Origin of the sequence: Aquipuribacter aurantiacus (assembly GCF_051216895.1) — a bacterium.
In the GTDB taxonomy this organism is placed as follows: Bacteria; Actinomycetota; Actinomycetes; order Actinomycetales; family JBBAYJ01; genus Aquipuribacter.
Genome location: NZ_JBPKAO010000003.1, coordinates 344,847 through 368,283, shown reverse-complemented (window position 1 = coordinate 368,283; position 23,437 = coordinate 344,847). Strand labels below are relative to the sequence as shown.

At 74.5% G+C, this 23,437-nt stretch carries 22 protein-coding genes; 17 read left to right on the top strand and 5 right to left on the bottom strand.

Going from position 1 to position 23,437, the window contains the following annotated elements:
- The first annotated feature begins 206 nt into the window (after positions 1-206).
- From ACR80Q_RS06635 to ACR80Q_RS06615, 5 genes are all read left to right on the top strand, one after another.
- Positions 207-1,073 carry an NAD-dependent epimerase/dehydratase family protein gene (locus tag ACR80Q_RS06635; protein ID WP_435376797.1) on the top strand — a complete coding sequence of 289 codons (867 nt, stop codon included), beginning with the start codon at positions 207-209 and terminating at the stop codon, positions 1,071-1,073.
- Positions 1,074-1,158: 85 nt separating this feature from the next.
- Positions 1,159-2,196 carry a heat-inducible transcriptional repressor HrcA gene (hrcA, locus tag ACR80Q_RS06630; protein WP_435376796.1) on the top strand — a complete coding sequence of 346 codons (1,038 nt, stop codon included), beginning with the start codon at positions 1,159-1,161 and terminating at the stop codon, positions 2,194-2,196.
- A 48-nt stretch (positions 2,197-2,244) separates the two neighbouring features.
- Complete coding sequence (gene dnaJ / locus ACR80Q_RS06625) at positions 2,245-3,366, top strand: molecular chaperone DnaJ (protein ID WP_435376795.1); 1,122 nt, start codon at positions 2,245-2,247, stop codon at positions 3,364-3,366.
- A gap of 57 nt (positions 3,367-3,423) precedes the next feature.
- On the top strand, positions 3,424-4,620 hold the full coding sequence (locus tag ACR80Q_RS06620; protein WP_435376794.1) for an alcohol dehydrogenase catalytic domain-containing protein: 1,197 nt from the start codon (positions 3,424-3,426) through the stop codon (positions 4,618-4,620).
- 439 nt (positions 4,621-5,059) lie between these two features.
- Positions 5,060-7,690: an HNH endonuclease gene (locus ACR80Q_RS06615; RefSeq protein WP_435376793.1), complete on the top strand. Its 2,631-nt coding sequence runs from the start codon at positions 5,060-5,062 to the stop codon at positions 7,688-7,690.
- Between the two features lie 43 nt (positions 7,691-7,733).
- Here the strand turns inward: ACR80Q_RS06615 and ACR80Q_RS06610 are convergent, their stop codons facing one another.
- The gene (locus tag ACR80Q_RS06610) at positions 7,734-8,768 is read right to left on the bottom strand and encodes a GerMN domain-containing protein (RefSeq protein ID WP_435376792.1); all 1,035 of its coding nucleotides are present in this window, start codon (positions 8,766-8,768) and stop codon (positions 7,734-7,736) included.
- A 111-nt stretch (positions 8,769-8,879) separates the two neighbouring features.
- Here ACR80Q_RS06610 and ACR80Q_RS06605 point away from each other — a divergent pair, with 111 nt between their 5' ends.
- Genes ACR80Q_RS06605 through era form a run of 6 tightly spaced genes read left to right on the top strand, consistent with a single transcriptional unit; the run spans position 8,880 to position 13,408 of the window.
- A complete protein-coding gene (locus tag ACR80Q_RS06605; RefSeq protein ID WP_435376791.1) occupies positions 8,880-9,218 on the top strand; it encodes an HIT domain-containing protein in 339 nt (112 codons plus the stop codon).
- 56 nt (positions 9,219-9,274) lie between these two features.
- Positions 9,275-10,303 (top strand): PhoH family protein, encoded by a 1,029-nt coding sequence (locus ACR80Q_RS06600; RefSeq protein ID WP_435376790.1) that lies wholly within the window; start codon positions 9,275-9,277, stop codon positions 10,301-10,303.
- Positions 10,304-10,328: 25 nt separating this feature from the next.
- On the top strand, positions 10,329-10,805 hold the full coding sequence (gene ybeY, locus ACR80Q_RS06595) for an rRNA maturation RNase YbeY (protein WP_435376789.1): 477 nt from the start codon (positions 10,329-10,331) through the stop codon (positions 10,803-10,805).
- On the top strand, positions 10,802-12,163 hold the full coding sequence (locus tag ACR80Q_RS06590; RefSeq protein WP_435376788.1) for a hemolysin family protein: 1,362 nt from the start codon (positions 10,802-10,804) through the stop codon (positions 12,161-12,163). Before ybeY ends, ACR80Q_RS06590 begins: the two co-directional genes overlap by 4 nt.
- Entirely contained in the window at positions 12,150-12,449 is a 300-nt protein-coding gene (locus tag ACR80Q_RS06585) for a cytidine deaminase-like protein (RefSeq protein WP_435376787.1), read from the top strand. Before ACR80Q_RS06590 ends, ACR80Q_RS06585 begins: the two co-directional genes overlap by 14 nt.
- On the top strand, positions 12,446-13,408 hold the full coding sequence (gene era, locus ACR80Q_RS06580) for a GTPase Era (RefSeq protein WP_435376786.1): 963 nt from the start codon (positions 12,446-12,448) through the stop codon (positions 13,406-13,408). The genes ACR80Q_RS06585 and era overlap by 4 nt, the downstream gene beginning before the upstream one ends.
- Before the next feature lies 1 nt (position 13,409).
- Here the strand turns inward: era and ACR80Q_RS06575 are convergent, their stop codons facing one another.
- On the bottom strand, positions 13,410-13,886 hold the full coding sequence (locus ACR80Q_RS06575; RefSeq protein ID WP_435376785.1) for a pyridoxamine 5'-phosphate oxidase family protein: 477 nt from the start codon (positions 13,884-13,886) through the stop codon (positions 13,410-13,412).
- 186 nt (positions 13,887-14,072) lie between these two features.
- Between ACR80Q_RS06575 and leuA the strand changes: the two genes are divergently transcribed.
- The 6 genes from leuA (at position 14,073) to ACR80Q_RS06545 (ending at position 19,629) form a co-directional block, all read left to right on the top strand.
- A complete protein-coding gene (leuA, locus tag ACR80Q_RS06570) occupies positions 14,073-15,809 on the top strand; it encodes a 2-isopropylmalate synthase (RefSeq protein WP_435376784.1) in 1,737 nt (578 codons plus the stop codon).
- Between the two features lie 206 nt (positions 15,810-16,015).
- Entirely contained in the window at positions 16,016-16,246 is a 231-nt protein-coding gene (locus tag ACR80Q_RS06565) for a hypothetical protein (protein ID WP_435376782.1), read from the top strand.
- Between the two features lie 27 nt (positions 16,247-16,273).
- Positions 16,274-17,005 carry a DNA repair protein RecO gene (gene recO / locus ACR80Q_RS06560; RefSeq protein ID WP_435376781.1) on the top strand — a complete coding sequence of 244 codons (732 nt, stop codon included), beginning with the start codon at positions 16,274-16,276 and terminating at the stop codon, positions 17,003-17,005.
- The gene (locus ACR80Q_RS06555) at positions 17,002-17,820 is read left to right on the top strand and encodes an isoprenyl transferase (RefSeq protein ID WP_435376780.1); all 819 of its coding nucleotides are present in this window, start codon (positions 17,002-17,004) and stop codon (positions 17,818-17,820) included. Before recO ends, ACR80Q_RS06555 begins: the two co-directional genes overlap by 4 nt.
- Positions 17,820-18,851, top strand: coding sequence for a permease (locus tag ACR80Q_RS06550; RefSeq protein ID WP_435376779.1), 1,032 nt, complete (start codon positions 17,820-17,822; stop codon positions 18,849-18,851). Before ACR80Q_RS06555 ends, ACR80Q_RS06550 begins: the two co-directional genes overlap by 1 nt.
- Positions 18,852-18,882: 31 nt before the next feature.
- Complete coding sequence (locus tag ACR80Q_RS06545; RefSeq protein ID WP_435376778.1) at positions 18,883-19,629, top strand: TIGR03943 family putative permease subunit; 747 nt, start codon at positions 18,883-18,885, stop codon at positions 19,627-19,629.
- Between the two features lie 235 nt (positions 19,630-19,864).
- Here the strand turns inward: ACR80Q_RS06545 and ACR80Q_RS06540 are convergent, their stop codons facing one another.
- From ACR80Q_RS06540 to ACR80Q_RS06530, 3 genes are all read right to left on the bottom strand, one after another.
- Positions 19,865-20,020 carry a hypothetical protein gene (locus tag ACR80Q_RS06540; protein WP_435376777.1) on the bottom strand — a complete coding sequence of 52 codons (156 nt, stop codon included), beginning with the start codon at positions 20,018-20,020 and terminating at the stop codon, positions 19,865-19,867.
- Positions 20,021-20,095: 75 nt separating this feature from the next.
- Complete coding sequence (locus ACR80Q_RS06535) at positions 20,096-21,895, bottom strand: ABC transporter permease subunit (protein ID WP_435376775.1); 1,800 nt, start codon at positions 21,893-21,895, stop codon at positions 20,096-20,098.
- Entirely contained in the window at positions 21,896-23,434 is a 1,539-nt protein-coding gene (locus tag ACR80Q_RS06530; protein WP_435376773.1) for an ABC transporter substrate-binding protein, read from the bottom strand.
- Positions 23,435-23,437: the final 3 nt, after the last annotated feature.

The following is a 23,437-nucleotide window of genomic DNA, read 5'->3' as shown; positions in this document are numbered from 1 at the left end:
GCCCGCCCGGACCGGGGGTCTGGGCGCCCGGCAGGGCGCGGGGGTCGGTGCCGAGAGGGGCCGGTTGCTCTGTCATGACGACGACGGTAGGCGCCCCCGGGGTCGCGGCGCAGTGGTGCTGGCTGCAGGATCGTCGCTCAGGTGGTCCCGAGTGGCGGGTCCCCGGCGGCCCACCCTGCGGTGGGCCAGGACCCAGGAGGAACCTCATGGCACGCGTCGCGGTCACCGGCGGAAGCGGCAAGCTCGGTCGTCACGTGGTGGCGGACCTGGTCCGTCACGGCCACGACGTGGTGGTGCTCGACCGGGTAGTGCCCGAGGTCCTGCCCACCGGCGACGGCAGCGCCGTCGCCGTCCGGGTGGACCTGTCGGACCCCGGCCAGGTGCTCGGGGCGCTCGCTGCGGTCGACGAGAAGAGCACCGGCGTCGAGACCGTCGTCCACCTGGCCGCGGTGCCGGCGCCCGGGGTGACCACCAACGCCGCCACGTTCACCAACAACGTGCCGACGACGTGGGGTGTGTTCGAGGCCGCCCGGGTGCTCGGCATCCCCCGGGTGGTGTGGGCCAGCAGCGAGACCGTGCTGGGCCTGCCGTTCCAGACCCCGCCGCCCTACGCCCCCGTCGACGAGGCGTACACCCCTCGTCCGGAGTCGACGTACTCCCTGGGCAAGACGCTGGAGGAGGAGATGGCCCGGCAGTTCGCGCGCTGGGGCGGGCCGACGTTCGTCGGTCTCCGGTTCTCCAACGTCATGGACGTGGCCGACTACGCCGGGTTCGAGGCGTTCCAGGACGACGCGGCGCTGCGGCGCTGGAACCTCTGGGGCTACATCGACGGCCGTGACGGCGCCCAGGCGGTGCGTCGGGCGTTGACCGCCTCGGTCAGCGGCGCCGAGGTCTGCATCGTGGCCAACGCCGACACCGTGATGCGGCGCTCGTCCGCCGACCTGATGGCCGAGCAGTTCCCCACCGTCGAGGTGCGCGGTGACCTGGGCGAGCACGAGACCCTGCTGTCCATCGGCCGGGCGCGGGAGCTCCTCGGCTACTCCCCGGAGCACTCCTGGCGCGAGCACGTCTGATCCGGGCCGGTAGGATTGGCAGTCCGACCCCGACAGTGCCAATCGTGCGCTGATCCACCGCCAACGCCCCCCGGGAGGTGTCTGCGTGGCTGACGACCGCCGCCTGGAGGTCCTCCGCGCCATCGTGGAGGACTTCGTCACGACCCGGGAGCCCGTCGGCTCCAAGTCCCTGGTGGAGCGGCACGCCCTGGGGGTCAGCCCGGCCACGATCCGCAACGACATGGCGGTGCTGGAGGAGCAGGGCTACATCGCGCAGCCCCACACCAGCGCCGGCCGCATCCCCACCGACAAGGGCTACCGCCTGTTCGTCGACCGGCTCAGCGAGGTCCGTCCGATGACCCCGCCCGAACGGCGGGCGATCCGGGCGTTCCTGGACGGCGCGGTGGGCCTGGACGACGTGGTGGACCGCACGGTGCGGCTGCTGAGCCAGATCACCCGGCAGACCGCCGTCGTGCAGTACCCCTCGCTGTCGGGGGCCACCGTCCGCCACGTCGACCTGGTCCCGCTGCCCCCGGACCGGGTCCTGCTCGTGCTCATCGTGTCCACCGGCCGGGTCGAGCAGCGCCTGGTCGACGCCCCGGGCAACGACGGCGGCACCCTGGAGGAGCTGCGCAACCGCGTCAACTCCGCCGTCGTCGGTCTGCGCCTCCACCTGGCCGCCACCAGCGTCCGCAGCGTGCTGGACCACCCGCCGTACTCCTCGCCGCAGCCCGGCACGCCGGGACCGGCCGCGACGGCGGGAGCCGTCGTGCAGGCGCTGGCGGACCTGCTGGCCGAGGAGCGGGAGGACCGCATCGTCGTCGCCGGCACCTCGCACCTGGTCCGGCGCGGGACCGAGTTCCCCGGGGAGCTGTCCTCGGTCCTGGAGGCGCTGGAGGAGCAGGTCGTCCTGCTCCGGCTGATGCACGACATGGCCGAGGAGCACCCCGACATCGCCGTCCGCATCGGGCGGGAGACCGCGCACGAGAGCCTGGCCCAGACCGCGGTCGTGACCAGCGGCTACGGCAGCGGGGACGTGGTCGCCAGGCTCGGCGTGCTCGGCCCCACCCGGATGGACTACCCCACCACGATCGCAGCCGTGCGGGCAGTCGCCCGCTACGCCTCGCGGGCGCTCGAGCAGTGACCGCACCGGCCCGGCCCCGCACACCACCGACGGAAGGCACCGCCCCCTGTGAGTGACCACTACGAGACCCTCGGCGTCTCCCGGGACGCGTCTCCCGACGAGATCAAGAAGGCCTACCGCCGCCTCGCGCGGACCCTGCACCCGGACGTCAGCGACGGTCACGGGGCCGAGGACCGGTTCAAGGAGGTCTCGCACGCCTACGACGTGCTGAGCAGCCCCGACAAGCGGGCCGCCTACGACGCCGGCGGCGACTCCGCGTTCGGCGGCCAGGGGGCGGGCTTCGGGTTCTCCGACATCTTCGAGACGTTCTTCGGCGGTCAGGGTGGGTCCGGCGGTGCCCGGGGTCCCGCCTCCCGGCAGCGCCGCGGGCAGGACGCCCTCGTCCGGCTCGAGATCGACCTGGAGGAGGCCGTCTTCGGGGCGACCCGCGAGATCCGGGTCGAGAGCGCCGAGGTCTGCACCCGCTGCCAGGGCAGCTGCTGCGAGCCCGGCACGTCGCCGGAGACGTGCGACGTCTGCGCCGGCCGCGGTCAGGTGCAGCGCGTCGCCCGGTCGTTCCTCGGCCAGGTCATGACCACCAGCGCGTGCCCCCGCTGCGGCGGTCACGGCACGGTGCTGCCCGCGCCGTGCCACGAGTGCTCGGGCGAGGGGCGCGTGCGCACCCGTCGCACCCTGACGATCAAGGTCCCGCCGGGTGTGGACACCGGCACCCGGATCCAGCTGTCCGGGCAGGGCGAGGTCGGCCCGGGCGGTGGCCCCGCCGGTGACCTGTACGTCGAGGTCCAGGAGCGCAGGCACCCCCGCCTGCGGCGTGAGGGCGACGACCTGCACACGGTCCTCGAGGTGCCGATGACCGCCGCGGCGCTGGGCGCGACCGTCCAGGTCCCCACGCTGGACGGGGAGCGGGACGTCGAGCTGCAGCCGGGCACCCAGCACGGGTCCACCGTCACGCTGGGGGGTCTGGGTGCGGCGCACCTGCGCTCGCCGGGCCGCGGTGACCTGCACGTCCACGTCGACGTGGTGGTGCCTACGCGTCTGGACGACGAGCAGCGGGACCTGCTGCAGCGTCTCGCCGAGCTCCGGGGCGAGGAGCGGCCGACCGGGCGCACCTCCAACGGGTCCGCCAGCGGTCTGTTCGGGCGGTTGCGGGACCGGTTCGTCAACGGCTGACGCGTCCTCGACCGCGGCCCGTCCGCCCGGGGTCGGCGCGCCTGGCACGATGCCGCGGTGCGAGCCGTGGTCGTGGAGCAGTTCGGGGTCGAACCGGTCGTCCGTGAGGTGACCGACCCGGTCGCGCCGCCGGGCGGCGTGGTCGTCCGGGTCGAGGCGACGGGCCTGTGCCGCAGCGACTGGCACGNGCGCGCCTGGCACGATGCCGCGGTGCGAGCCGTGGTCGTGGAGCAGTTCGGGGTCGAACCGGTCGTCCGTGAGGTGACCGACCCGGTCGCGCCGCCGGGCGGCGTGGTCGTCCGGGTCGAGGCGACGGGCCTGTGCCGCAGCGACTGGCACGCCTGGGCCGGTCACGACCCCGACGTGGTGCTGCCGCACGTGCCCGGGCACGAGCTGGCCGGGACGGTCGCGGCGCTCGGGGCCGGGGTGACCGGGGTGGCCGTCGGCGACCGGGTCACGGCGCCGTTCGTCATGGCCTGCGGGTCCTGCGACCCGTGCCGGGCCGGGCAGCAGCAGGTCTGCGCGCGGCAGGAGCAGCCGGGGTTCTCCTACTGGGGTTCCTTCGCCGAGCTCGTGGTCGTCGAGCAGGCGGCCGTCAACCTCGTCCCGCTGCCGGACGAGGTGAGCACGGAGGTCGCCGCCCTGCTCGGCTGCCGGTTCGCCACCGCCTTCCGGGCCGTGGTCGCCGTGGGACGGCTGGTCGCGGGGGAGCGGGTCGCCGTCCACGGCTGCGGCGGGGTGGGCCTGTCGGCGGTGATGGTGGCCGCAGCGGCCGGGGCCCGGGTCGTCGCGGTCGACCCGTCGCAGAGCGCGCGCGACCTCGCGGTCCGGTTCGGGGCCGAGGTGTCGGTCGACCCGGCCGGACGGACCTACGACGAGGTGGCCGCGGAGGTCCGCGACGCCTGCGACGGCGGCGCCCACCTGTCGCTGGACGCCCTGGGCAGCGAGGCCACCTGCGCGGCCTCGCTGGCGGGCCTGCGGGTCCGGGGCAGGCACGTGCAGGTGGGGCTGCTGCCGTCGGTGCTGGGCGCCCCCAGGGTGCCGTTGCACCTGCTCGTCGCCGGAGAGCTGGAGCTGCTCGGGAGCCACGGCATGGCCGCGCACGCCTACCCGGAGCTGCTGGCCATGGTCGCGGCCGGGCGCCTGCAGCCGGAGCGGATGATCACGCGGACGATCGACCTGGCGCAGGTACCCGCCGCACTCGCCGCGATGGGTGGGGCCGTCGGGGCCGGGGTCACGGTCATCCGCCCCTGAGGTCGGCACCCGCCCCGCATCCGTGCGGTGATCGGGACGCCGTCCGCCGTGGGGACGGGCAGCGCCGGGCTGCCGCCGACGACCAGACCGGCCGCCGACGTCCTCGAGGTCGGTGCGCACACGAGCGCACGCCTGCTCGGCGGCCTCCGCCAGCACCGGGTCGTCGACCCACCCGATGCGGACGTGGTCGACGTCATGGCCGCGTGGGGCATGGTCACCAGGGTGACCGGATCTCGCACGCGGGCACGACCCCACGGACAGACGGCCGCGGTCCAGGGGGCTGTCACCGATCCACCAACGCGTGCTGCGGAGGCTCCTGGGCTCGTACCGGCGGACGGGGGAGCGGTTGTCCACAACCGACGGGACGGGCGTTGTCGTCGGCTCGGGTACCGGCTAGCCTTCGAACATACGTTCGATGAGACGGTCGGGGAGGGTCGGGATGTCGCCGGAGGTCGAGGCCAGCAGCGCGGCCGGCTCCTCCCGCGATGACGTCGGCCCTGGTGCCGGGGTCTGCTCGCACCTCGGCGGATCCGACCAGCCGGACCCGCTGGACCTGCTCGGGCTGGTGGCAGCACTGGCGGACCTGAGCACCGGTGCGGAGGACGCGGTCCTGGTGGACCGGATCCGCGCGCTGGAGGTCCTCAAGGCCGCCGCTGCGGCGGCGCAGGCGCGTGCGGCCGCGGCCTTGGACGTCTCGCAGCGGGCGCTCCAGGCCGCGGCCGGGGTACCCGCGGCACAGCTGGGTCAGGGCGTGGCCGCGCAGGTCGCGCTGGCGAGGCGCGAGTCCCCGCACCGCGGAGCGCGTCACCTGGGTCTGGCCAAGGCGCTGGTCCACGAGATGCCGCACACGCTGACGGCCCTGCAGGACGGGCGGATCAGCGAGTGGCGAGCCACCCTGCTGGTCCGCGAGACCGCGGTCCTGACCCGCGAGAACCGGACCGCGGTCGACGCCGAGGTCGCGGGCGACGCGGAGAAGCTGCAGGCCCTGGAGCGGCTCGGGGACCGGGCCCTGGCGGCCCGGGCCAAGCAGGTCGCCTACCGCCTGGACCCTCACAGCGTGGTCGAACGGGCCCGCCGCGCGGAGCGGGAACGGTGCGTCACTGTCCGCCCGGCGCCGGACACCATGGCCTACCTGACCGCCCTGCTCCCGGCCCGTGACGCCATCGCCGTGCACACCGCCCTTGGCCGGGTCGCCGACCGCACCCGCAGCCGCGGTGGTGGCAGCGGCGGTGGGCGTGGTGACGAGGTCGGAACGGGCGAGACCCGTAGCCGCGGCCAGCTGATGGCCGACACCCTGGTGGCTCGCGTGCTCGACCACGGCGTCGCGTCGGGCGTCGCGGACGACGCGGCGGGTGCTGGCGACGCGGCGGGTGCTGGCGACGCGGCGGGTGCTGGCGACGCGGCGGGTGCTGGCGACGCGGCGGGTGCTGGCGACGCGGCGGGTGCTGGCGACGCGGCGGGTGCTGGCGACGCGGCGGGTGCTGGCGACGCGGCGGGTGCTGGCGACGCGGCGGGTGCTGGCGACGCGGCGGGTGCTGGCGACGCGGCGGGTGCTGGCGACGCGGCGGGTGCTGGCGACGCGGCGGGTGCTGGCGACGCGGCGGGTGCTGGCGACGCGGCGGGTGCTGGCGACGCGGCGGGTGCTGGCGACGCGGCGGGTGCTGGCGACGCGGCGGGTGCTGGCGACGCGGCGGGTGCTGGCGACGCGGCGGGTGCTGGCGACGCGGCGGGTGCTGGCGACGCGGCGGGTGCTGGCGACGCGGCGGGTGCTGGCGACGCGGCGGGTGCTGGCGACGCGGCGGGTGCTGGCGACGCGGCGGGTGCTGGCGACGCGGCGGGTGCTGGCGACGCGGCGGGTGCTGGCGACGCGGCGGGTGCTGGCGACGCGGCGGGTGCTGGCGACGCGGCGGGTGCTGGCGACGCGGCGGGTGCTGGCGACGCGGCGGGTGCTGGCGACGCGGCGGGTGCTGGCGACGCGGCGGGTGCTGGCGACGCGGCGGGTGCTGGCGACGCGGCGGGTGCTGGCGACGCGGCGGGTGCTGGCGACGCGGCGGGTGCTGGCGACGCGGCGGGTGCTGGCGACGCGGCGGGTGCTGGCGACGCGGCGGGTGCTGGCGACGCGGCGGGTGCTGGCGACGCGGCGGGTGCTGGCGACGCGGCGGGTGCTGGCGACGCGGCGGGTGCTGGCGACGCGGCGGGTGCTGGCGACGCGGCGGGTGCTGGCGACGCGGCGGGTGCTGACGACGCGGCGGGTGCGGCTTCTCGCTGCTCGGGGGCGCCGCGGTCCCGGGCGCGGGACGTGGCGGTCCGGCTCGTGATGACCGACCGTGCCCTTCTCGACGGCGATCCGGAACCCGCCCACCTCGACGGATACGGACCCGTCCCTGCCGGCTGGGCCCGTGCCCTCATCGCCGGCACCCTCGACGCCGACACGGGGGGCGGGCGCTCCGGCGTGGGTGAGCCGCCTGGGGTGGGTGAGCCGCCTGGCGTGGGTGAGCCGCCTGGGGTGGGTGAGCCGCCTGGTAGGCCTCCCGTCGCCGACCCGGCCGCGCGGGTGTTCGTCACCCGCCTGTTCACCGACCGCCAGGGTGCGCTCGTCGCCATGGACTCCCGCGCTCGCACCGCCCCCGCCGGCCTCGCCGACCTCATCCGCGCGCGCGACGCCGGGACCTGCCGCACCCTGTACTGCGACGCGCCCGCCCGCCACATCGACCACGTCACCCCCCACGCCGAGGGTGGAGCCACCGACGCCCGCGACCTGCAGGGCCTCTGCGAAGCCTGCAACTACATCAAGCAGGCGCTCGGCTGGCGACAGCAGGCACGCCCCCCGGACCCTGCGTCCGGTCGGCACGTCGTCACGACCACCACCCCCACCGGGCACACCTACACGTCCCACGCGCCGCCCCTGCCGGGGTCGGACCGCCGCTCCGACCAGCGGACGGCAGACGCAGCCGGCGCCGGCGACGCACCAGCCGACCCGGCGGTGACCGCGTCAGGGCTGGTGGTGCAGGTGCACGTGCCCTCGGCCGTCGAGGGCTACCTCGCCGGACGCCTGGTCCTCGCCGCCTGAGGGCCGGCCGGCCGGCCGGCGAGCGAGAGGGCACCCGCGTCCGTCACTCGACGGTGACCACCTTGTCGTCGTAGGAGATCCACGCGGGCCCCTCGTCGCCCTCGTTGCCGTCGGCCACCACGAGACGGTAGGTGCCCGGGTCGAGGGGCACGTCGACGGTGTACTCGCTGCGGACGGGGTTGCCGTCCGCGTCCAGCTCGGCCCCGCCGCTGAGGGCGACGAACGTGCTCTCCACCACGTCTCCGGTCGCCTCGTCGAGCACCTGCACGTCCAGCTCGCCCTCGAACCCGAACCCGACCCCCGAGATCGTGACGGGGGACCGGGTCGTGCCTCCGTCCCGGACCGAGACGATCGACGCCGACGTCCGCACCGACTCGTCCGGCTCGTACTCCGGCTCCAGCGCGATGACGCCCCACACCTCGGCCCCCGCCTGGCCGTCCACGGTGAGCGTGACCGGGGACGGAGCCCCGTTGGACAGCACGGTGCTGACGACCTGCTGCACCCCCAGCGCGGCGTACTCGCTGCCCACGCCGATCCCGAACGCCTCGGCCGGCAGGTCGACGACCGTGCCCCCGGCGTCGCCGGTGACCGTCGCGGTGGCCGGGGTGCGTCCGGAGGACTCGCTGTCCTCGTCCCAGAACGCGTTGGCGTAGTCCGGGTCGTGGGGCAGCGTCGACAGCAGCGCGTCCAGCGCGGCCTGCACGGTCGTCTGCCCCTGCTCCACGGTGACCTCGACCGTCTCGGGGTAGAGGGCCGGGTTCTGGAGGGTGTCCTCGTGCTCACCCGCGAACCACACGGTCAGCAGCTCCACCGGGCCCGTGGGGCCCGTCGGGGTCGTCGGGGACGGCTCGGGCGAGGTCGCGGGGGGCTCGGGGGGCTCGGAGGGCTCGGCTGACGTCGTGACGTCCGTCGTGGGGGAGGCGGTGGTCGTGGGCCCGGCGTCGGACCCGGCGTCGTCGCCCAGCAGCACGTTCACCACCAGCAGCCACACGAGGACCACGAGCACGGCGGTCAGGACCGCCACGGCGAGCACCGTCGGCCAACGACGCCGGCGACCTGGGGCTGGGGTGGTGGTCATGGCTGCGGTCCTCCTGCTCGGCGCGGGGATGCTCGCAGCCGATGATCCTCGCGGGGGCCGTCCCGGTGCGGGACCTTCGTCCGCGCGTGAGCGCTCCGTTACCGTCGACGGATGGCTGAGGAGTGCGTGTTCTGCCGGATCGTCGCCGGGGAGATCCCGGCGGACACGGTCCACCGCGACGACGACGTCGTCGCCTTCCGCGACCTGGCCCCCAAGGCCGAGGTCCACGTCCTGGTGGTCCCCGCTCGGCACGTGGTGGACGTCGCCGAGCTGGCCCAGCACCCCGACCTGCTCGCCGCCGTCGTGCGGGTCGGCGCGGCCGTGGCCGCGTCGTTGTCCGACGGGCAGTTCCGCCTCGTCTTCAACACCGGCCCGGCGGCGGGGCAGAGCGTGTTCCACGCCCACGGGCACGTGCTGGCCGGTGAGGGGGCCTCCGCCGTCGGGCTCTGACGTGACCGGGCGGTAACCTGGGGGCCTTCTCGAGGAAGGACCAGGGCCGCCCGCACATGCCTGACATCATCGGCGCATCCGTCGAGGACCCCAGTGGTCCCGCCGCCCAGACCCCCGGCTTCGGCACCGGAGCCGTCACCCGCACCTACGTCGTCCCTGCCGGCACCGACGTCGTCGCCCTCCTGGGGGCCCGTGACGAGCACCTCCGCACCATCGAGCGGGGCCTGCCCCGCCTGGACGTGCTGGCCCGTGGCAACGAGGTCACCGTCTCCGGCCCGGCCTCCGACGTGGCGCTCGCCATGCGCCTGCTCGAGGAGATGGGCGGTGTCCTGGCCGGTGGTCAGCCCCTCAGCGCCGACGCGGTCGAGCGGTCCCTGGCGATCCTGCGCGACAGCAACGGCGGGGTGCGCCCGGCCCAGGTGCTGACGGCCAACATCCTGTCCAACCGGGGTCGCACCATCCGGCCGAAGACGCTGAACCAGAAGCACTACGTCGACGCGATCGACGCGAACACCATCACGTTCGGCATCGGTCCTGCCGGGACGGGCAAGACCTACCTGGCCATGGCCAAGGCCGTCCAGGCGCTGCAGGCCAAGCTGGTCAACCGCATCGTGCTCACGCGGCCCGCCGTCGAGGCCGGCGAGCGGCTGGGCTTCCTGCCCGGCACCCTGACGGACAAGATCGACCCGTACCTGCGCCCGCTCTACGACGCGCTGCACGACATGGTCGACCCCGACTCGATCCCGCGGCTCATCACCGCCGGGACCATCGAGGTGGCGCCGCTGGCCTACATGCGTGGTCGCACCCTCAACGACGCGTACATCATCCTCGACGAGGCCCAGAACACCTCGCCGGAGCAGATGAAGATGTTCCTCACCCGCCTCGGGTTCGGCTCCAAGATGGTCGTCACCGGCGACATCACCCAGGTCGACCTGCCGGGCGGCACCTCGTCGGGGCTGCGGGTGGTCCGCGACATCCTGGCCGGGGTCGAGGACGTGCACTTCGCCTACCTCGACAGCACGGACGTGGTCCGGCACCGGTTGATCACCGACATCGTCGAGGCCTACGACCGGTACCAGGGCTGATGACGCACCGCCGCGCCGCACCCGCATGATCGACGTCGCCGACGAGTCCGGGACCACCGTCCCCGGGCTCACCGAGGTCGAGATCGGCGAGTGCGCCCGTCACGTCCTCGACGCCATGCACGTGCACCCGCAGGCCGAGCTGTCCGTGGTGCTCGTCGACCCCGACACCATCGCCGTGCTGCACGAGAAGTGGCTGGACCTGCCCGGGCCGACGGACGTGATGAGCTTCCCGATGGACGAGCTGCGCCCCGGCCGGGAGGACTCCCCGTCCGGCCCCGGACTGGTGGGCGACGTCGTCGTGTGCCCGCAGGTGGCCAGCGAGCAGGCGCAGGCCGCGGGCCACAGCGCCGCCGAGGAGGTCCTGCTCCTGGTCACGCACGGTGTCCTGCACCTGCTGGGCTACGACCATGCCGAGCCGGACGAGGAGAAGGAGATGTTCGCCCTGCAACGGCGCCTCCTCCTGGAGTTCCTGGCCCGTGGTCGCCCGGACGGGAACGCGTGAGCCCGGCCACCCTGGTCTGGTTCGGAGCGGGTCTGCTGCTCGTCCTGGTCGCCGCCTGGTTCGCCGCGGCGGAGGCCGCCCTGGCGCGGGTGACGCGTGGCCATGCGGAGGACCTGCAGGCGTCCGGCCGACGCAAGGCCAAGGCGTTGCGACGGCTCCTCGAGGACACCTCCGCCGCCGTCAACACCAGCACCTTCGGCCGCATCGTCTGCGAGACGGCGGCCGTGGCGGCCGTCGTCGTCGGGCTCACGCAGGTCGTCGGAGCGGACTGGGTCGTCGTCCTGCTGGCCGGCACGGTCCTGGCCGCGCTGCTGTTCGTGCTGGTCGGCGCCTGCGCGCGGACCATCGGCCAGCAGCACGCCGACGCCGTGGCGCTGGGCGCGGCCACGACCGTCCTGCGCCTGGGGGCCGTCACCGGGTGGCTCATCCGCGCGCTGGTCGGGCTGGCCAACGTGCTCGTACCCGGCAAGGGGCTGCCGTCGGGGCCGTTCGCGTCGGAGGCCGAGCTCATCGAGCTGGTCGAGCAGGCCGAGGCCGACTCGGTCATCGAGCGGGACGAGAGCCTGATGCTCCAGCGCGTGGTGCACCTGGGGGACACCGTGGCCCGCGAGGTGCAGGTCCCGCGCCCGGACATGGTCACGCTGGACTCCGGGTCGGACCTGCAGCGCGCCATGCGGCTCCACCTGCGCTCCGGCTTCAGCCGCATCCCGGTCACCGGCCGGGACGCCGACGACGTGCTCGGCATCTCCTACCTCAAGGACGTGGCGGCGTACCTGCAGGCTGTCCCCGGCGGCGGCCACGGCCCCGGCGGTGCCGTCACCGCGGACGACGTGATGCGCGCCCCGGTGTTCGTGCCCGAGTCCAAGGCCGCCGACGACCTGCTGCGCGAGATGCAGGCGGGGTCTGTGCACCTGGCCGTCGTCATCGACGAGTACGGCGGCGTGTCGGGCCTGGTGACGATCGAGGACCTGCTGGAGGAGATCGTCGGGCAGATCTCCGACGAGTACGACCGCGAGGACCCCGAGGTCGAGCAGCTGGGGCCGGACCGCTGGCGGCTCAGTGCCCGCACCCACCTGACGGCGCTCGGCGAGATCACCCAGCGCGACGTCGAGGACGACGAGGTGGACACCGTCGCGGGTCTGCTCGCCAAGCACCTGGGCAAGGTCCCGATCCGGGGCAGCAGCGTGGACGTGTCCGGGCTGCGGATCACCGCTGACCGGCGGGGCCGGCGCAACCGGCTGCTGTCGGTGGTGGTCGAGCGGCTGCCCGACGAGGACGATGACGAGTACACCGTGGTGGGCGACAGCAGCCGCCGCGGCCTGCGCGACGACGAGAGGCGCACCGATGGACGCGACTGACAGCACGGCACTCCCGGCCGAGGACGCCAAGCTCCTCGTGCTGGCCCGTTCGGCGGCCGCCCGGGTCTCCGGCGGCGGCGCGGCCGTCCGGGACGACATCGGCCGGACCTACCTGGCCGGCGCGGTGCAGGTGGGGCCGCTGCGGCTGAGCGCGGTCCAGGCCGCCGTCGCGCAGGCCGTGGGCAGCGGGGTGAGCCGGCTCGAGGCCGTGGCGGTGGTGGGCGACGAGGACGTCGACCCGGACCTGCTCGCCGCCGTGGGCGACCCCCTGGTCGTGCGCGGATGAGCACCGACGGCAGCCAGACCCCGCCCTACCGCTCCGGCTTCGCCTGCCTGGTCGGTCGCCCCAACGTCGGCAAGTCGACCCTGCTGAACGCGCTGGTCGGGGCCAAGGTCGCCATCACCAGCGACAAGCCGCAGACCACCCGTCGCAGCATCCGTGGCGTCGTCCGCCGCGAGGCGCGCGACGGCGGTGCGGCCGAGCTCGTCATGGTCGACACCCCCGGCGTCCACCGCCCCAAGACCCTGCTGGGCGAGCGGCTCAACGACCTTGTGCGCGACAGCATCGCCGAGGTCGACGTCGTCACCCTGTGCCTGCCCGCGGACGCCCAGGTCGGACCCGGCGACCGACGCCTCGCCGCGCAGGTGGCCGAGCAGGTCAACCGGGGCCGGACCAAGGTCGTCGTCGCGATCACCCGCACCGACCTGGGCCGGGGCGACGACACCCCGCAGCGCCTGCTCCAGGCGCAGACGCTGGCGGCCAACGTCGGGCTCGAGGTCGCCGACTACGTGCCCACCTCGGGCACCACGAACGACGGCATCGACACCCTGGCCGAGGTCCTCGTCTCGCACCTGCCCGCGGGACCACCGCTGTTCCCCCTGGAGCAGGTCCACGACGTCCCGGTCGACGTGCTCATCGCCGAGCTGGTGCGTGAGGCCGCGCTCGACGGGGTCCGTGACGAGCTGCCCCACTCCCTGGCCGTCGTCACCGAGGAGATCGTCCCTCGCGAGGACCGTCCGGAGGCCCGTCCACTGACCGACGTCCGGGTCCAGATCTTCGTCGAGCGGGACAGCCAGAAGGCCATCGTCATCGGCAAGAAGGGCGAGCGGCTCAAGTACGTGGGCACCCGCGCACGCCGGGGCATCGAGGGGGCGCTGGGCGTCCCGGTCCACCTGGACCTGCGGGTCAAGGTGGCCAAGGACTGGCAGCGTGACCCCAAGCAGCTGCGGCGGCTGGGCTTCTGAGTCAGGAACGCAGCGCCTGGGTCACCCCCCGGCCGGGACGCCACGACTCGACCTCGATCGCGTCCCCGCCGGCGGACAGCCGGATGGCGACCACCTCGGTGACGTCGACGCGGAACAGCTCGAACTCCCCGGGCGGGTCCGACGGCGCCGCCCCTCGCACGAGGGCCAGCGCGGCCGGGTCCGTGGTCTCGTGGGCCGTGCCGGACACCCGCGCGTCCCCGGTCCAGCCCGGCAGGTCGTCCGAGCCTGAGTGGACCGCCACCCGTGGGTCGCGCCGCAGGTCGGTGAAGCGCCGGGCGCCGACCATGCCGGCCAGCCACAGGTCGTCACCGACGAGCACGACCTCGGTCCCGCACAGCCGTGGCGACCCGTCGGCCCGCAGCGTCGCCATCACCTTGTGGGGGTGGGCGTCGAGACGGCGCCGCACCTCCCGGGCCAGCCCGGGCTGCTCGGCGACGAACTCGCTCCAGCTGCTCATGCGGTCCAGCGAAGCACCGGGCACCGACAGCCGGCCCTGCCGGTCCGGGACGCGTGTACCGTTGCGAGCGTGCGGATGAGCCTCCTCCTTGGTCGCCGCGCCGGGGCCCACTGACAGGTCGGCCGCCCCTGCGCGGAGGCTCTGTCCTGCCGGCCACCAGGCCAACCCAAGAACCGAGGAACTCCGATGTCTCCCACGATCCACCCCCAGCAGCCCTCCGGCATGCCGTTCTCCCGCTACGTCCCCTTCCACGAGCAGCTGCGCGTCGAGCTGCCGGACCGGACCTGGCCGGACAAGCGCCTCGAGGCCGCCCCCCGCTGGTGCGCCGTCGACCTGCGTGACGGCAACCAGGCCCTGATCGACCCCATGAACGTCGAGCGCAAGATGCGTATGTTCGACCTGCTCGTCCGGCTCGGCTACAAGGAGATCGAGGTCGGCTTCCCGTCGGCGAGCCAGACGGACTTCGACTTCGTCCGCGCGCTGGTGGAGACCGACCGCATCCCCGACGACGTCACCATCCAGGTGCTGACCCAGGCCCGCGAGCACCTGATCGCCCGCACCTACGAGTCCCTGGTCGGCGCCAAGCAGGCCATCGTCCACTTCTACAACTCGACGTCCACGCTGCAGCGACGCGTCGTGTTCGGCCTCGACATGGACGGCATCGCGGACATCGCCACCTCCGCCGCCCGGCTGTGCAAGAAGTACGCCGAGGACGTCGGGGACACGCAGATCCGGTTCGAGTACTCCCCGGAGTCCTACACCGGCACCGAGCTGGAGTTCGCCAAGCGGGTCTGCGACGAGGTGGCCGACGTCCTGGAGCCGACGCCGGAGAACCCGCTGATCGTCAACCTGCCCGCGACGGTCGAGATGGCCACCCCCAACGTGTACGCGGACTCCATCGAGTGGATGCACCGCAACCTGCAGCAGCGCGACTCCCTCGTCCTGAGCCTGCACCCGCACAACGACCGGGGGACCGGCGTGGCCGCCGCGGAGCTCGGCCTGCTGGCCGGGGCGGACCGGGTCGAGGGCTGCCTGTTCGGCAACGGCGAGCGCACGGGCAACGTCGACCTGGTCACCCTGGCGCTCAACCTGTTCAGCCAGGGCATCGACCCCATGATCGACCTGTCCGACATCGACGAGGTCCGGCGCACCGTCGAGCACTGCAACCAGCTGCCGGTGGCGGAGCGGCATCCCTACGGCGGCGACCTCGTCTTCACGGCCTTCTCGGGCTCGCACCAGGACGCGATCAAGAAGGGCTTCGACCACCTCGAGAAGGACGCCCGCGAGGCCGGGGTGCCCGTGGCCGAGCACGACTGGGCCGTGCCGTACCTGCCCGTGGACCCCAAGGACCTGGGCCGTTCCTACGAGGCCGTCATCCGCGTCAACAGCCAGTCCGGCAAGGGCGGCGTCGCCTACCTGATGAAGACCGAGCACAACCTCGACCTGCCGCGCCGGCTGCAGATCGAGCTGTCCCACGCGGTCCAGCTGCAGGCCGACCTGGGCGGCGGCGAGATCAGCGCGGCCGAGTTGTGGACGGTGTTCGCCGACGAGTACCTGCCCGCCGACGGCGGCGAGCGCTGGGGCCGGTTCGAGCTGCGTGCCCTGGAGGCCAAGGGCAACGTCGACGAGGACGACACCCTCACGGTGCGGATGCGTGACGGTGCGACCGAGGTGACGCTCACCGGGACCGGCAACGGGCCGATCGCGGCGTTCACCACGGCCCTGTCGCAGGTGGGGGTGGACGTCCGCGTCCTCGACTACGCCGAGCACGCCATGAGCGCCGGTGGCGACGCCAAGGCGGCGGCCTACGTCGAGTGCGCGGTCGGGGGGCAGGTGCTGTGGGGCGTCGGGGTCGACCCCAACATCGTGACCGCCTCGCTCAAGGCCGTCGTGTCTGCGGTGAACCGGGCCCTGCGCGGATGAGCGTCCCGCCGGTGGGCGACGGGCGACCTCACGGTCACGGCCCACCGCCCGCCGGCGGGCCGGCCGCGGGGTACAGGCCTCCTCCGGGGTACGGGCCTCCGCCTGGGTACGGGCCTCCGCCTGGGTACGGGCCGCCGCCGGGGTACGGGGCCCCGCCTGCGTACCGGCCGGGGCCGCCCACCAGCACGCTGGCGATCGTCGCCCTCGTGTGCGCGGCGGTCTTCCCGCCCGTCGGGCTGCTGCTGGCCTGGCTCGCGCTCAAGGAGACCCACCCGGTGACCGGCACGCGGTCCGGGCGGGAGCTCGCGACGGCGGCGTTCTGGCTCAACGCGGCCTTCACCGGGTTCATCGTGCTGGTCGTCGGCTCGGTGGTGCTGCAGATGGTCGGCATGGCCTTCGCGATGCTCCCGGTGATCCTGGGTGCGTCCGGCGGCTGAGCCGCTGCGGCAGGGCAGACTGGCCCCGTGGGTCTGTACCGGGACAGCGGGGTCGTGCTGCGAAGCCACCTGCTCGGTGAGGCCGACAAGATCATCACCCTGCTGACCTACGACAACGGGCTGCTGCGGGCCGTGGCCAAGGGCGTGCGGCGCACCCGGTCCAAGTTCGGCGCCCGGCTGGAGCCGATGTCGCACGTCGACCTGCAGCTGCACACCGGCCGCTCGCTCGACATCGTCACCCAGGCGGAGTCGCTGCACCCGTTCGCGCAGTACGTGGGGGCCGACTACGCCCGGTACACCGCCGGGACCGCCATCGTCGAGACGGCCATGCGCCTGCTGCCGGTGGAGCGCGAGCCCTCGCCCGCGCTCTACCACCTGCTGGTCGGCGGGCTCCACGCGCTGACCGTGACCAAGCGGGAGCCCGGGCTGGTGCTGGACGCGTTCGCGCTGCGCTCGCTCGCGGTCGCGGGCTACGGGCCGGGCTTCGACTCCTGCACGCGCTGCGGGGCGCCCGGACCGCACTCGGCGGTCGCCCTGGACGCCGGCGGCGTGGTCTGCCCGCTGTGCCGCACCCCCGGCGTGGCGCACGTGCCGCCGGAGTCGGTGGCGCTGCTGGGGCACCTGCTCAGCGGCGACTGGGAGGCCGCCGAGGCCAGCGAGGACTGGGCCCGGCGTCGCGCCAGCGGGGTGGTCACCTCGCTGCTGCAGTGGCACCTGGAGCAAGGTGTCCGTTCGCTACGACTGGTGGAGCGCCCGTGAGTCCTGTCCCCCCGACGATCCCGGTCCCGCAGGCGACCCCGGTGCCACCCCCGCCGCACCCCAGCGGGGCCCGTCCGCCGGCCATCCCGCCCGCGCTCGTCCCCGGCCACGTCGCCGTGGTGATGGACGGCAACGGCCGGTGGGCCAACAGCCGTGGGCTGCCGCGGACCAAGGGTCACGAGGCGGGGGAGGCCGCGCTGCTCGACGTGGTGGCCGGAGCCGTCGAGCTCGGCGTGAGCCACGTGTCGGCCTACGCGTTCAGCACCGAGAACTGGAAACGGTCCCCGGAGGAGGTCGCGTTCCTCATGGGGTTCAACCGCGACGTGATCCGTCGCCGCCGCGACCAGATGCACTCCTGGGGGGTCCGCGTCCGGTGGGCGGGGCGCCGGCCCCGGCTGTGGCGCAGCGTTATCGACGAGCTGCAGAAGGCCGAGGAGCTCACCAAGGACAACACCGGCACCACCCTGACCATGTGCGTCAACTACGGCGGCCGCGCCGAGATCGTGGACGCGGTCACGGCCATCGCCGCCCAGGTCAAGGCCGGTCGGCTCGACCCGAAGAAGATCGACGAGAATCTCCTGGCCAGCCACCTGGACGAACCTGACATGCCCGATGTAGACATGTTCTGGCGGGTGTCCGGCGAGCAGCGGACGAGCAACTTCCTGCTCTGGCAGTCCGCCTACGCGGAGATGGTGTTCACCGACGAGCTCTGGCCCGACGTCGACCGCCTCTCCCTGTGGGCGGCCTGCGAGACCTACGCCCGCCGCGACCGTCGGTGGGGCGCGGCCGTGGACCACGTAGGGAGCGCGACCTGATGGACCTGGCGACAGGTGGGGACCTGGCGGTCCAGGAGCACCAGCACGGCCGGTTCAAGCGGTGGCGCGACGGCCTCGGCGGCGACGGCATCATCGGCGCCGCCGGTGTCAGCCTCGCGTTCATCGTCGTGCTGCTGCTGCGCGAGCAGATCGCCGACCTGATCGACCGCCCGGGGGTGACCACCTGGTCCACGGTGTTCGTGTCGCTGGTCATCCAGGCCGTCCCGTTCCTCGTGCTCGGGGTGCTGCTGTCGGCGCTGCTGGTGGTCTACGTGCCACAGCGCTGGATCACCGCCGCCGTGCCCAAGCAGACCGGACCGGCCATCGGCGTCGCCGGGCTGTCCGGGGCGGTGCTGCCCGGTTGCGAGTGCGCGTCGGTGCCGTTGGCCGCGGGGCTGGTCCGGCGCGGCGTGCCGCAGGCCGCGGCGCTGGCGTTCCTGCTGTCCGCGCCGGCGATCAACCCGGTCGTGCTGGTGGCCACCGCGGTGGCCTTCCCCGGCCGGCCCGAGGTGGTCCTGGCCCGGTTCCTGGCCTCGTTGGGCGTGGCGATCGTGGTGGCCTCGGTCTGGGCGCGCTTCGGCAACGCCAAGCTGCTCAAGCTGCCGTTCCGCGAGGACGACAGCGACCAGCCCAGGTTCGTCCGGTTCCGGGCCGCGCTGCAGCACGACCTGCTGCACGCAGGCGGGTTCCTGGTGCTGGGCGGCGCGATCGCGGCCACGGTCAACACGGCCGTGCCGACGACCTGGATCGACGCGCTCGCGGACAACCTGCTGCTGGCGATCCTGTTCATGGGCCTGCTCGCGGTCGCGGTCAGCATCTGCTCCGAGGCCGACGCGTTCGTGGCCGCGAGCTTCGCGCCGCTGCCGCTGCCCGCCCTGCTGGCGTTCATGGTGGTGGGACCCGCGGTCGACATCAAGCTCGTCGCCATGCAGGCGGGCTGGTTCGGGCGGGCTTTCACCGTCCGGTTCGCGCCGCTGACGTTCGTCGTGGCCCTGGTGGCCTCGTTGGTCGTGGGGAGCTTCCTGCTGTGAGTGCACCGGGTCCGGTCCTGGAGGTGGCGACGTGACGCGTGCGGTGGGCGCGGCGGTGATGATGATGCTCGGCGGGGCGTGCCTTCGCCTGGTGATCGGCGGCGGGTACGTCGACTACGTCAAGGAGCTCATGTACTGGCCGCTGCTGGCCAGCGGGGTGATCCTGTTCGCGCTCGGCCTGGTGGGGCTGCTCCGCGAGACAGCCCCAGGGGCGCTCGGCGGGCACGCCGGCCACGGCCACGGTGAACCCCGGGTGGCGTGGCTGCTGCTGATCCCCGTCCTGGCCGTCTACCTGGTCCCGCCGCCCGCGCTGGGCGCCGACAGCATCGACCGGGGTGGTTCGCGCGTGGCCGAGCCCATCTCGCCGTACGGGCCGCTGCCCGACGGCGACGTGGTCGAGCTGACGATGCGCGAGTTCGTCGAGCGGTCGGTGTACGACACGACCGGAGCGCTCGAGGGGCGCACCGTCCAGCTGACCGGTTTCGCCGTCCCCGCGGGCGAGGAGGCCGAGGGCGGTCCCTCGGCCGAGGACGCCCCCGTCGGGGGAGGGGACGCGGCGTTCACGCTGGCCCGGGTCAGCATGTTCTGCTGCGCGGCCGACGGCTACGCGTTCACCACCGACGTCACCGGCACCGACGAGCAGCCGCCCCCGGACACCTGGGTCACCGTCACCGGAACCTTGATGCCGTTCGCTGGCGAGGTCGACGTGTACAGCGTCCCCACGCTCGAGGTGGAGTCGCTGGAGTACATCGAGCGGCCCGCGAACGTCTACGAGTAGCTCCCCTCCCACTCGACATGCGCCTGATCGCATATTAGAGTCCACGCATACGACGGGTGGCACGGACCGCCCCGGCGCCGATGCGGAGGACGACCATGACGACCCTGACCGAGCACAGCACCGCCGAGACCCACCAGCACACCCACGGCCCGGGCTGCGGCCACGACGCCGTCATCCACCTTGACCACGTGGACTACCTGCACGACGGCCACGCGCACCGTGAGCACGACGGCCACTACGACGAGTGCGCCACCTGCTCGTGCGCCTCGTGCGCCGACACCTGTGCCGCCTGCACCTGCAGCGACTGCACCTGCCCCACGTGCACCCACGCCGTGTGCGCCTGCGAAGGGTGCACCGACAGCTGCTCCAGCTGCACCTGCGCCGCCTGCACCTGCCCCACCTGCGAGCACGCGGCCTGACCTGGAGGCGGCGACGGCCGGGACGACCGGCCGCGCCCCGAGGCGCGTCAGCGACCGGCGGCCGCGGGGTCGGGGACGACCGCCGAGACCGCCGGACCGCCCGCCGCCACCCGTCGCCGGGCCGGCGCAGCCAGCGTGGAGGCGGAGACGGCCAGCACCGACAGCGCGACCAGCGACAGGACCGGGGCCAGCACCACCCAGGGTGCTCGTTCGACGTACGGCATGCCCTCGGCCAGCACCAGGCCCCAGTCCGGGACGGGCGGCTGAGGGCCGAGCCCCAGGAACCCGAGCGCGGCCAGTGCCAGGGCGACGCCGGGCAGCCGCAGGGCGGCGTGGCGGGCGACGGGGCCGACGACGGTGGGCAGCACGTGTCGGAGCAGGACCCGGAGCCGTCCCACGCCGAGCACGGGCAGGATCGCGACGTACGGCTGCGCCCTGGCCTCGGTGACCAGGGCGGCGGTGTGGGCGGCCAGCGGCGCCCAGCTGACCAGCAGCACCGCGACCGCGGCGCCGGCGGCCGTCGGGCCCGCGACGGCGGCCACCAGGATGCCGGCGATGACGGGCGGCGCCGCGTTGGTCACCTCGACCGGCCCGGCGGACAGCCGCGGGGCCAGCCCCACCAGCAGACCGACCAGGCAGCAGGCCAGGCACACGAGCAGCGCGGTGCCGATGGTCGTCCAGGCGCCCTGGCCGAGCCGGGCCAGCAGGTCACGACCGGACGCGTCGGCCCCCAGGGGCAGCGCCCACGAGGGGGGCGTGAGCCGGCCCCGGTCGGCGCCGTAGGCGTCCCGCCCGAGCCCGGCGGCGACGAGCAGGGCCAGGCTGCCGCCGGCCAGCAGCGGGACGAGCCAGGCCAGACGGGCCCGCCGGAACTCGGCCCGGGGGACGCTCAGCACGCCTGCCCGCAGCGCCGGGCCGAGCAGCAGCCGTTGGCCGGCCGTGGCGGCGACGCCGAAGGCCACGCCCAGCAGGAGCAGGAGCAGCACCCCCAGCTGCAGGGTGGGGACGTCCTGCGCCTGCGCGGCGCCCAGCGTGGCCCGGCCGAGCCCGGGGACCGAGAACACCCGTTCCACCGCGACGGCCCCGCCGGTCAGCGCGACCAGGACCAGCCCGACCTGGGGCAGCAGTCCCGCGAGGGCCCGCCGCAGCAGCGCGAGGGCCAGCCGCGTCCGCGAGAACCCGGCGACGGTCCAGGTCGCGACCCAGCGTTCGGTGGAGCACGTGGACACGGCGTCCGCCAGCAGCCGTCCGGTCAGGCCTCCGGCGGGGACCCCGAGCGCGAGGGCGGGCAGCACGGCCTGCCCGACGGTTCCCCAGCCGTACGGCGGGAACCACCGCAGCCAGACCGCACCCACCAGCAGCAGGCCCGCCGCCAGGAGGAACTCCGGTAGCGCCGTCAGCAGGGCGGCCCACGCCCCACCGGTGCGGCGAGGGCGGCCCCGCAGGGCGCCGCGCACCGACGGGACCACGAGCACGGTGGCGAGCGCCAGCGCCACCAGGGCGGCGCAGGCCATCAGGGTCAGCGACACCCCGAGCGCGGACAGCATGCCCGGCAGCACGGGCCGCCCCGACACCCAGGAGTCGCCGAAGTCGCCCCGCGCCAGGTCACCGGCCCAGCGCCACAGCTGTCCCTGGGGGCTGTCGGCCAGGTCCAGCCGCTGCCGTACGGCGTCCAGCGCCTCGGGCGTCGGGGTCTGCTCGGCCGAGCGGGCCCGCAGGATGCTCAGGGCGGGGTCCTGCCCGCTCAGCCACGGCAGCACCCCGACGGCGGCCACGACGGCCGTCAGGGTGAGCAGCCGTGAGGCCGTGGCCAGCCAGGCGCCCGCCGGGTGCGACGCGGGGCCCACTCAGCCCTGCGGCCCGGTGAGGGTGGTGTCGGCCGTGACGAGCAGGCGCTCCCGGGGGTCCCGGGCTGCGTCGCCGGTGCGGGCGGACTCGCCCTGGATGACGCGCTCGTGCAGCATCGGGACGGCGGCGTCCGCCTCGAGGATCAGCCGCTCGGCCTCGAGGATCGCCGCGCGACGCTCGTCGCCGGCCGGGATGGCCGCCGCGGTGGCCAGCGCCTCGTCGACCGCGGGGTCGCAGAGCTGCGAGATGTTGAACGACCCCTCGCAGGCGAAGTCGCTGAACATGTAGGCGACCGGGTCGCCGGAGTCGAGCACGGTGGCGCGGGACAGGATGAACGCGTCGAACGCCCCCGCCAGGGCATCGGCCTCGATCTGGGCGTACTCCCGGACCTCCTGCTGCACGTCGAAGCCGGCCGCCTCCAGCTGCTGCTCCAGCTGGACGGCGACCTCCGGCAGCTCGGCCCGGTCGGTGAAGGTGCCGATCGTGATGGTCTGGGTGGGGGCGTCCCCGGCGGGGGTCAGGGTGCGTCCGGGGCGTTCCTGCGACCACGGCAGCGCAGGCCCCAGCAGGCCGCCGGCGACGTCGGCGCGACCCTCGTAGACCAGGTCGACGATCGCCTCGGTGTCCAGCGCCTCGCGGGCGGCGGCCCGGACCGCCGGGTCGGAGAAGGGCCCGGTCTCGGTGTTCAGGTACAGCGTGTTCGTGCGGGGCATCGCGACCTCGTGGATCAGGTCCTCCTCGACGTTGGCCGCCTGCCCTACGGGGATGGCCTCGACGACGTCCGCGGTCCCGGTGCGCAGCGCGGCCGCGCGGGCGGTCCCGTCCGGGACGTAGGCGACGTCGATGCCGGCCAGCCGGGCCGGTGTGCCCCAGTAGCCGTCGAAGCGGTCCAGCGTGGCGGTGGAGGTGCCGTCCAGCTCGGTGATGACGAAGGGCCCGGTGCCCGCGCCGGTGGGGTCGACCACGCCGTCCTCGCCGTACGCGGCCGGGGCCAGGATGACCAGCTGGGGGCTGGACAGGCGCTGGGGGACGAGCGGGTCGGGGGTGGCGGTGCGGACGAGCACCGCGTCGTCGGGGGCGTTCGGGTCGACCTCGGCGGTCAGGTCGACGCCGTCGAGGATGCGCGGCGGGGGAGCGGCCTGCGTGGCGGCGGTCAGGGCGGCCACGACGGCCTCGGTGGTCAGGGGGGTGCCGTCGTGGAACGTCACGTCGGGGCGGATCTCGAACCGCCAGGTGAGGTCGTCGACCTGGGTCCAGCTGGTGGCCAGCGCCTCCTGGGCGTCGCCGGTGTCGTCGAGCACCACCAGCGTCTCGGCCGTGGACCAGCGGGACAGCTTGAAGGCGTCGTCGCTGAGCGGGGTCAGGCCGGAACGCGGCGGCTGCAGCATGGCGATGCTGATGCGCTCGTCGGCGGCGGCGGCGTCGGTGGACCCGGCGGCGGACCCCTCCTCGCTGCCGCCGGCGCAGCCGGCCAGCAGGGCGGCGGTCAGGGTGACGCCGAGGGCGGCGGTGAGGCTGGGTCGGGGGAGGGAGGTCATGTC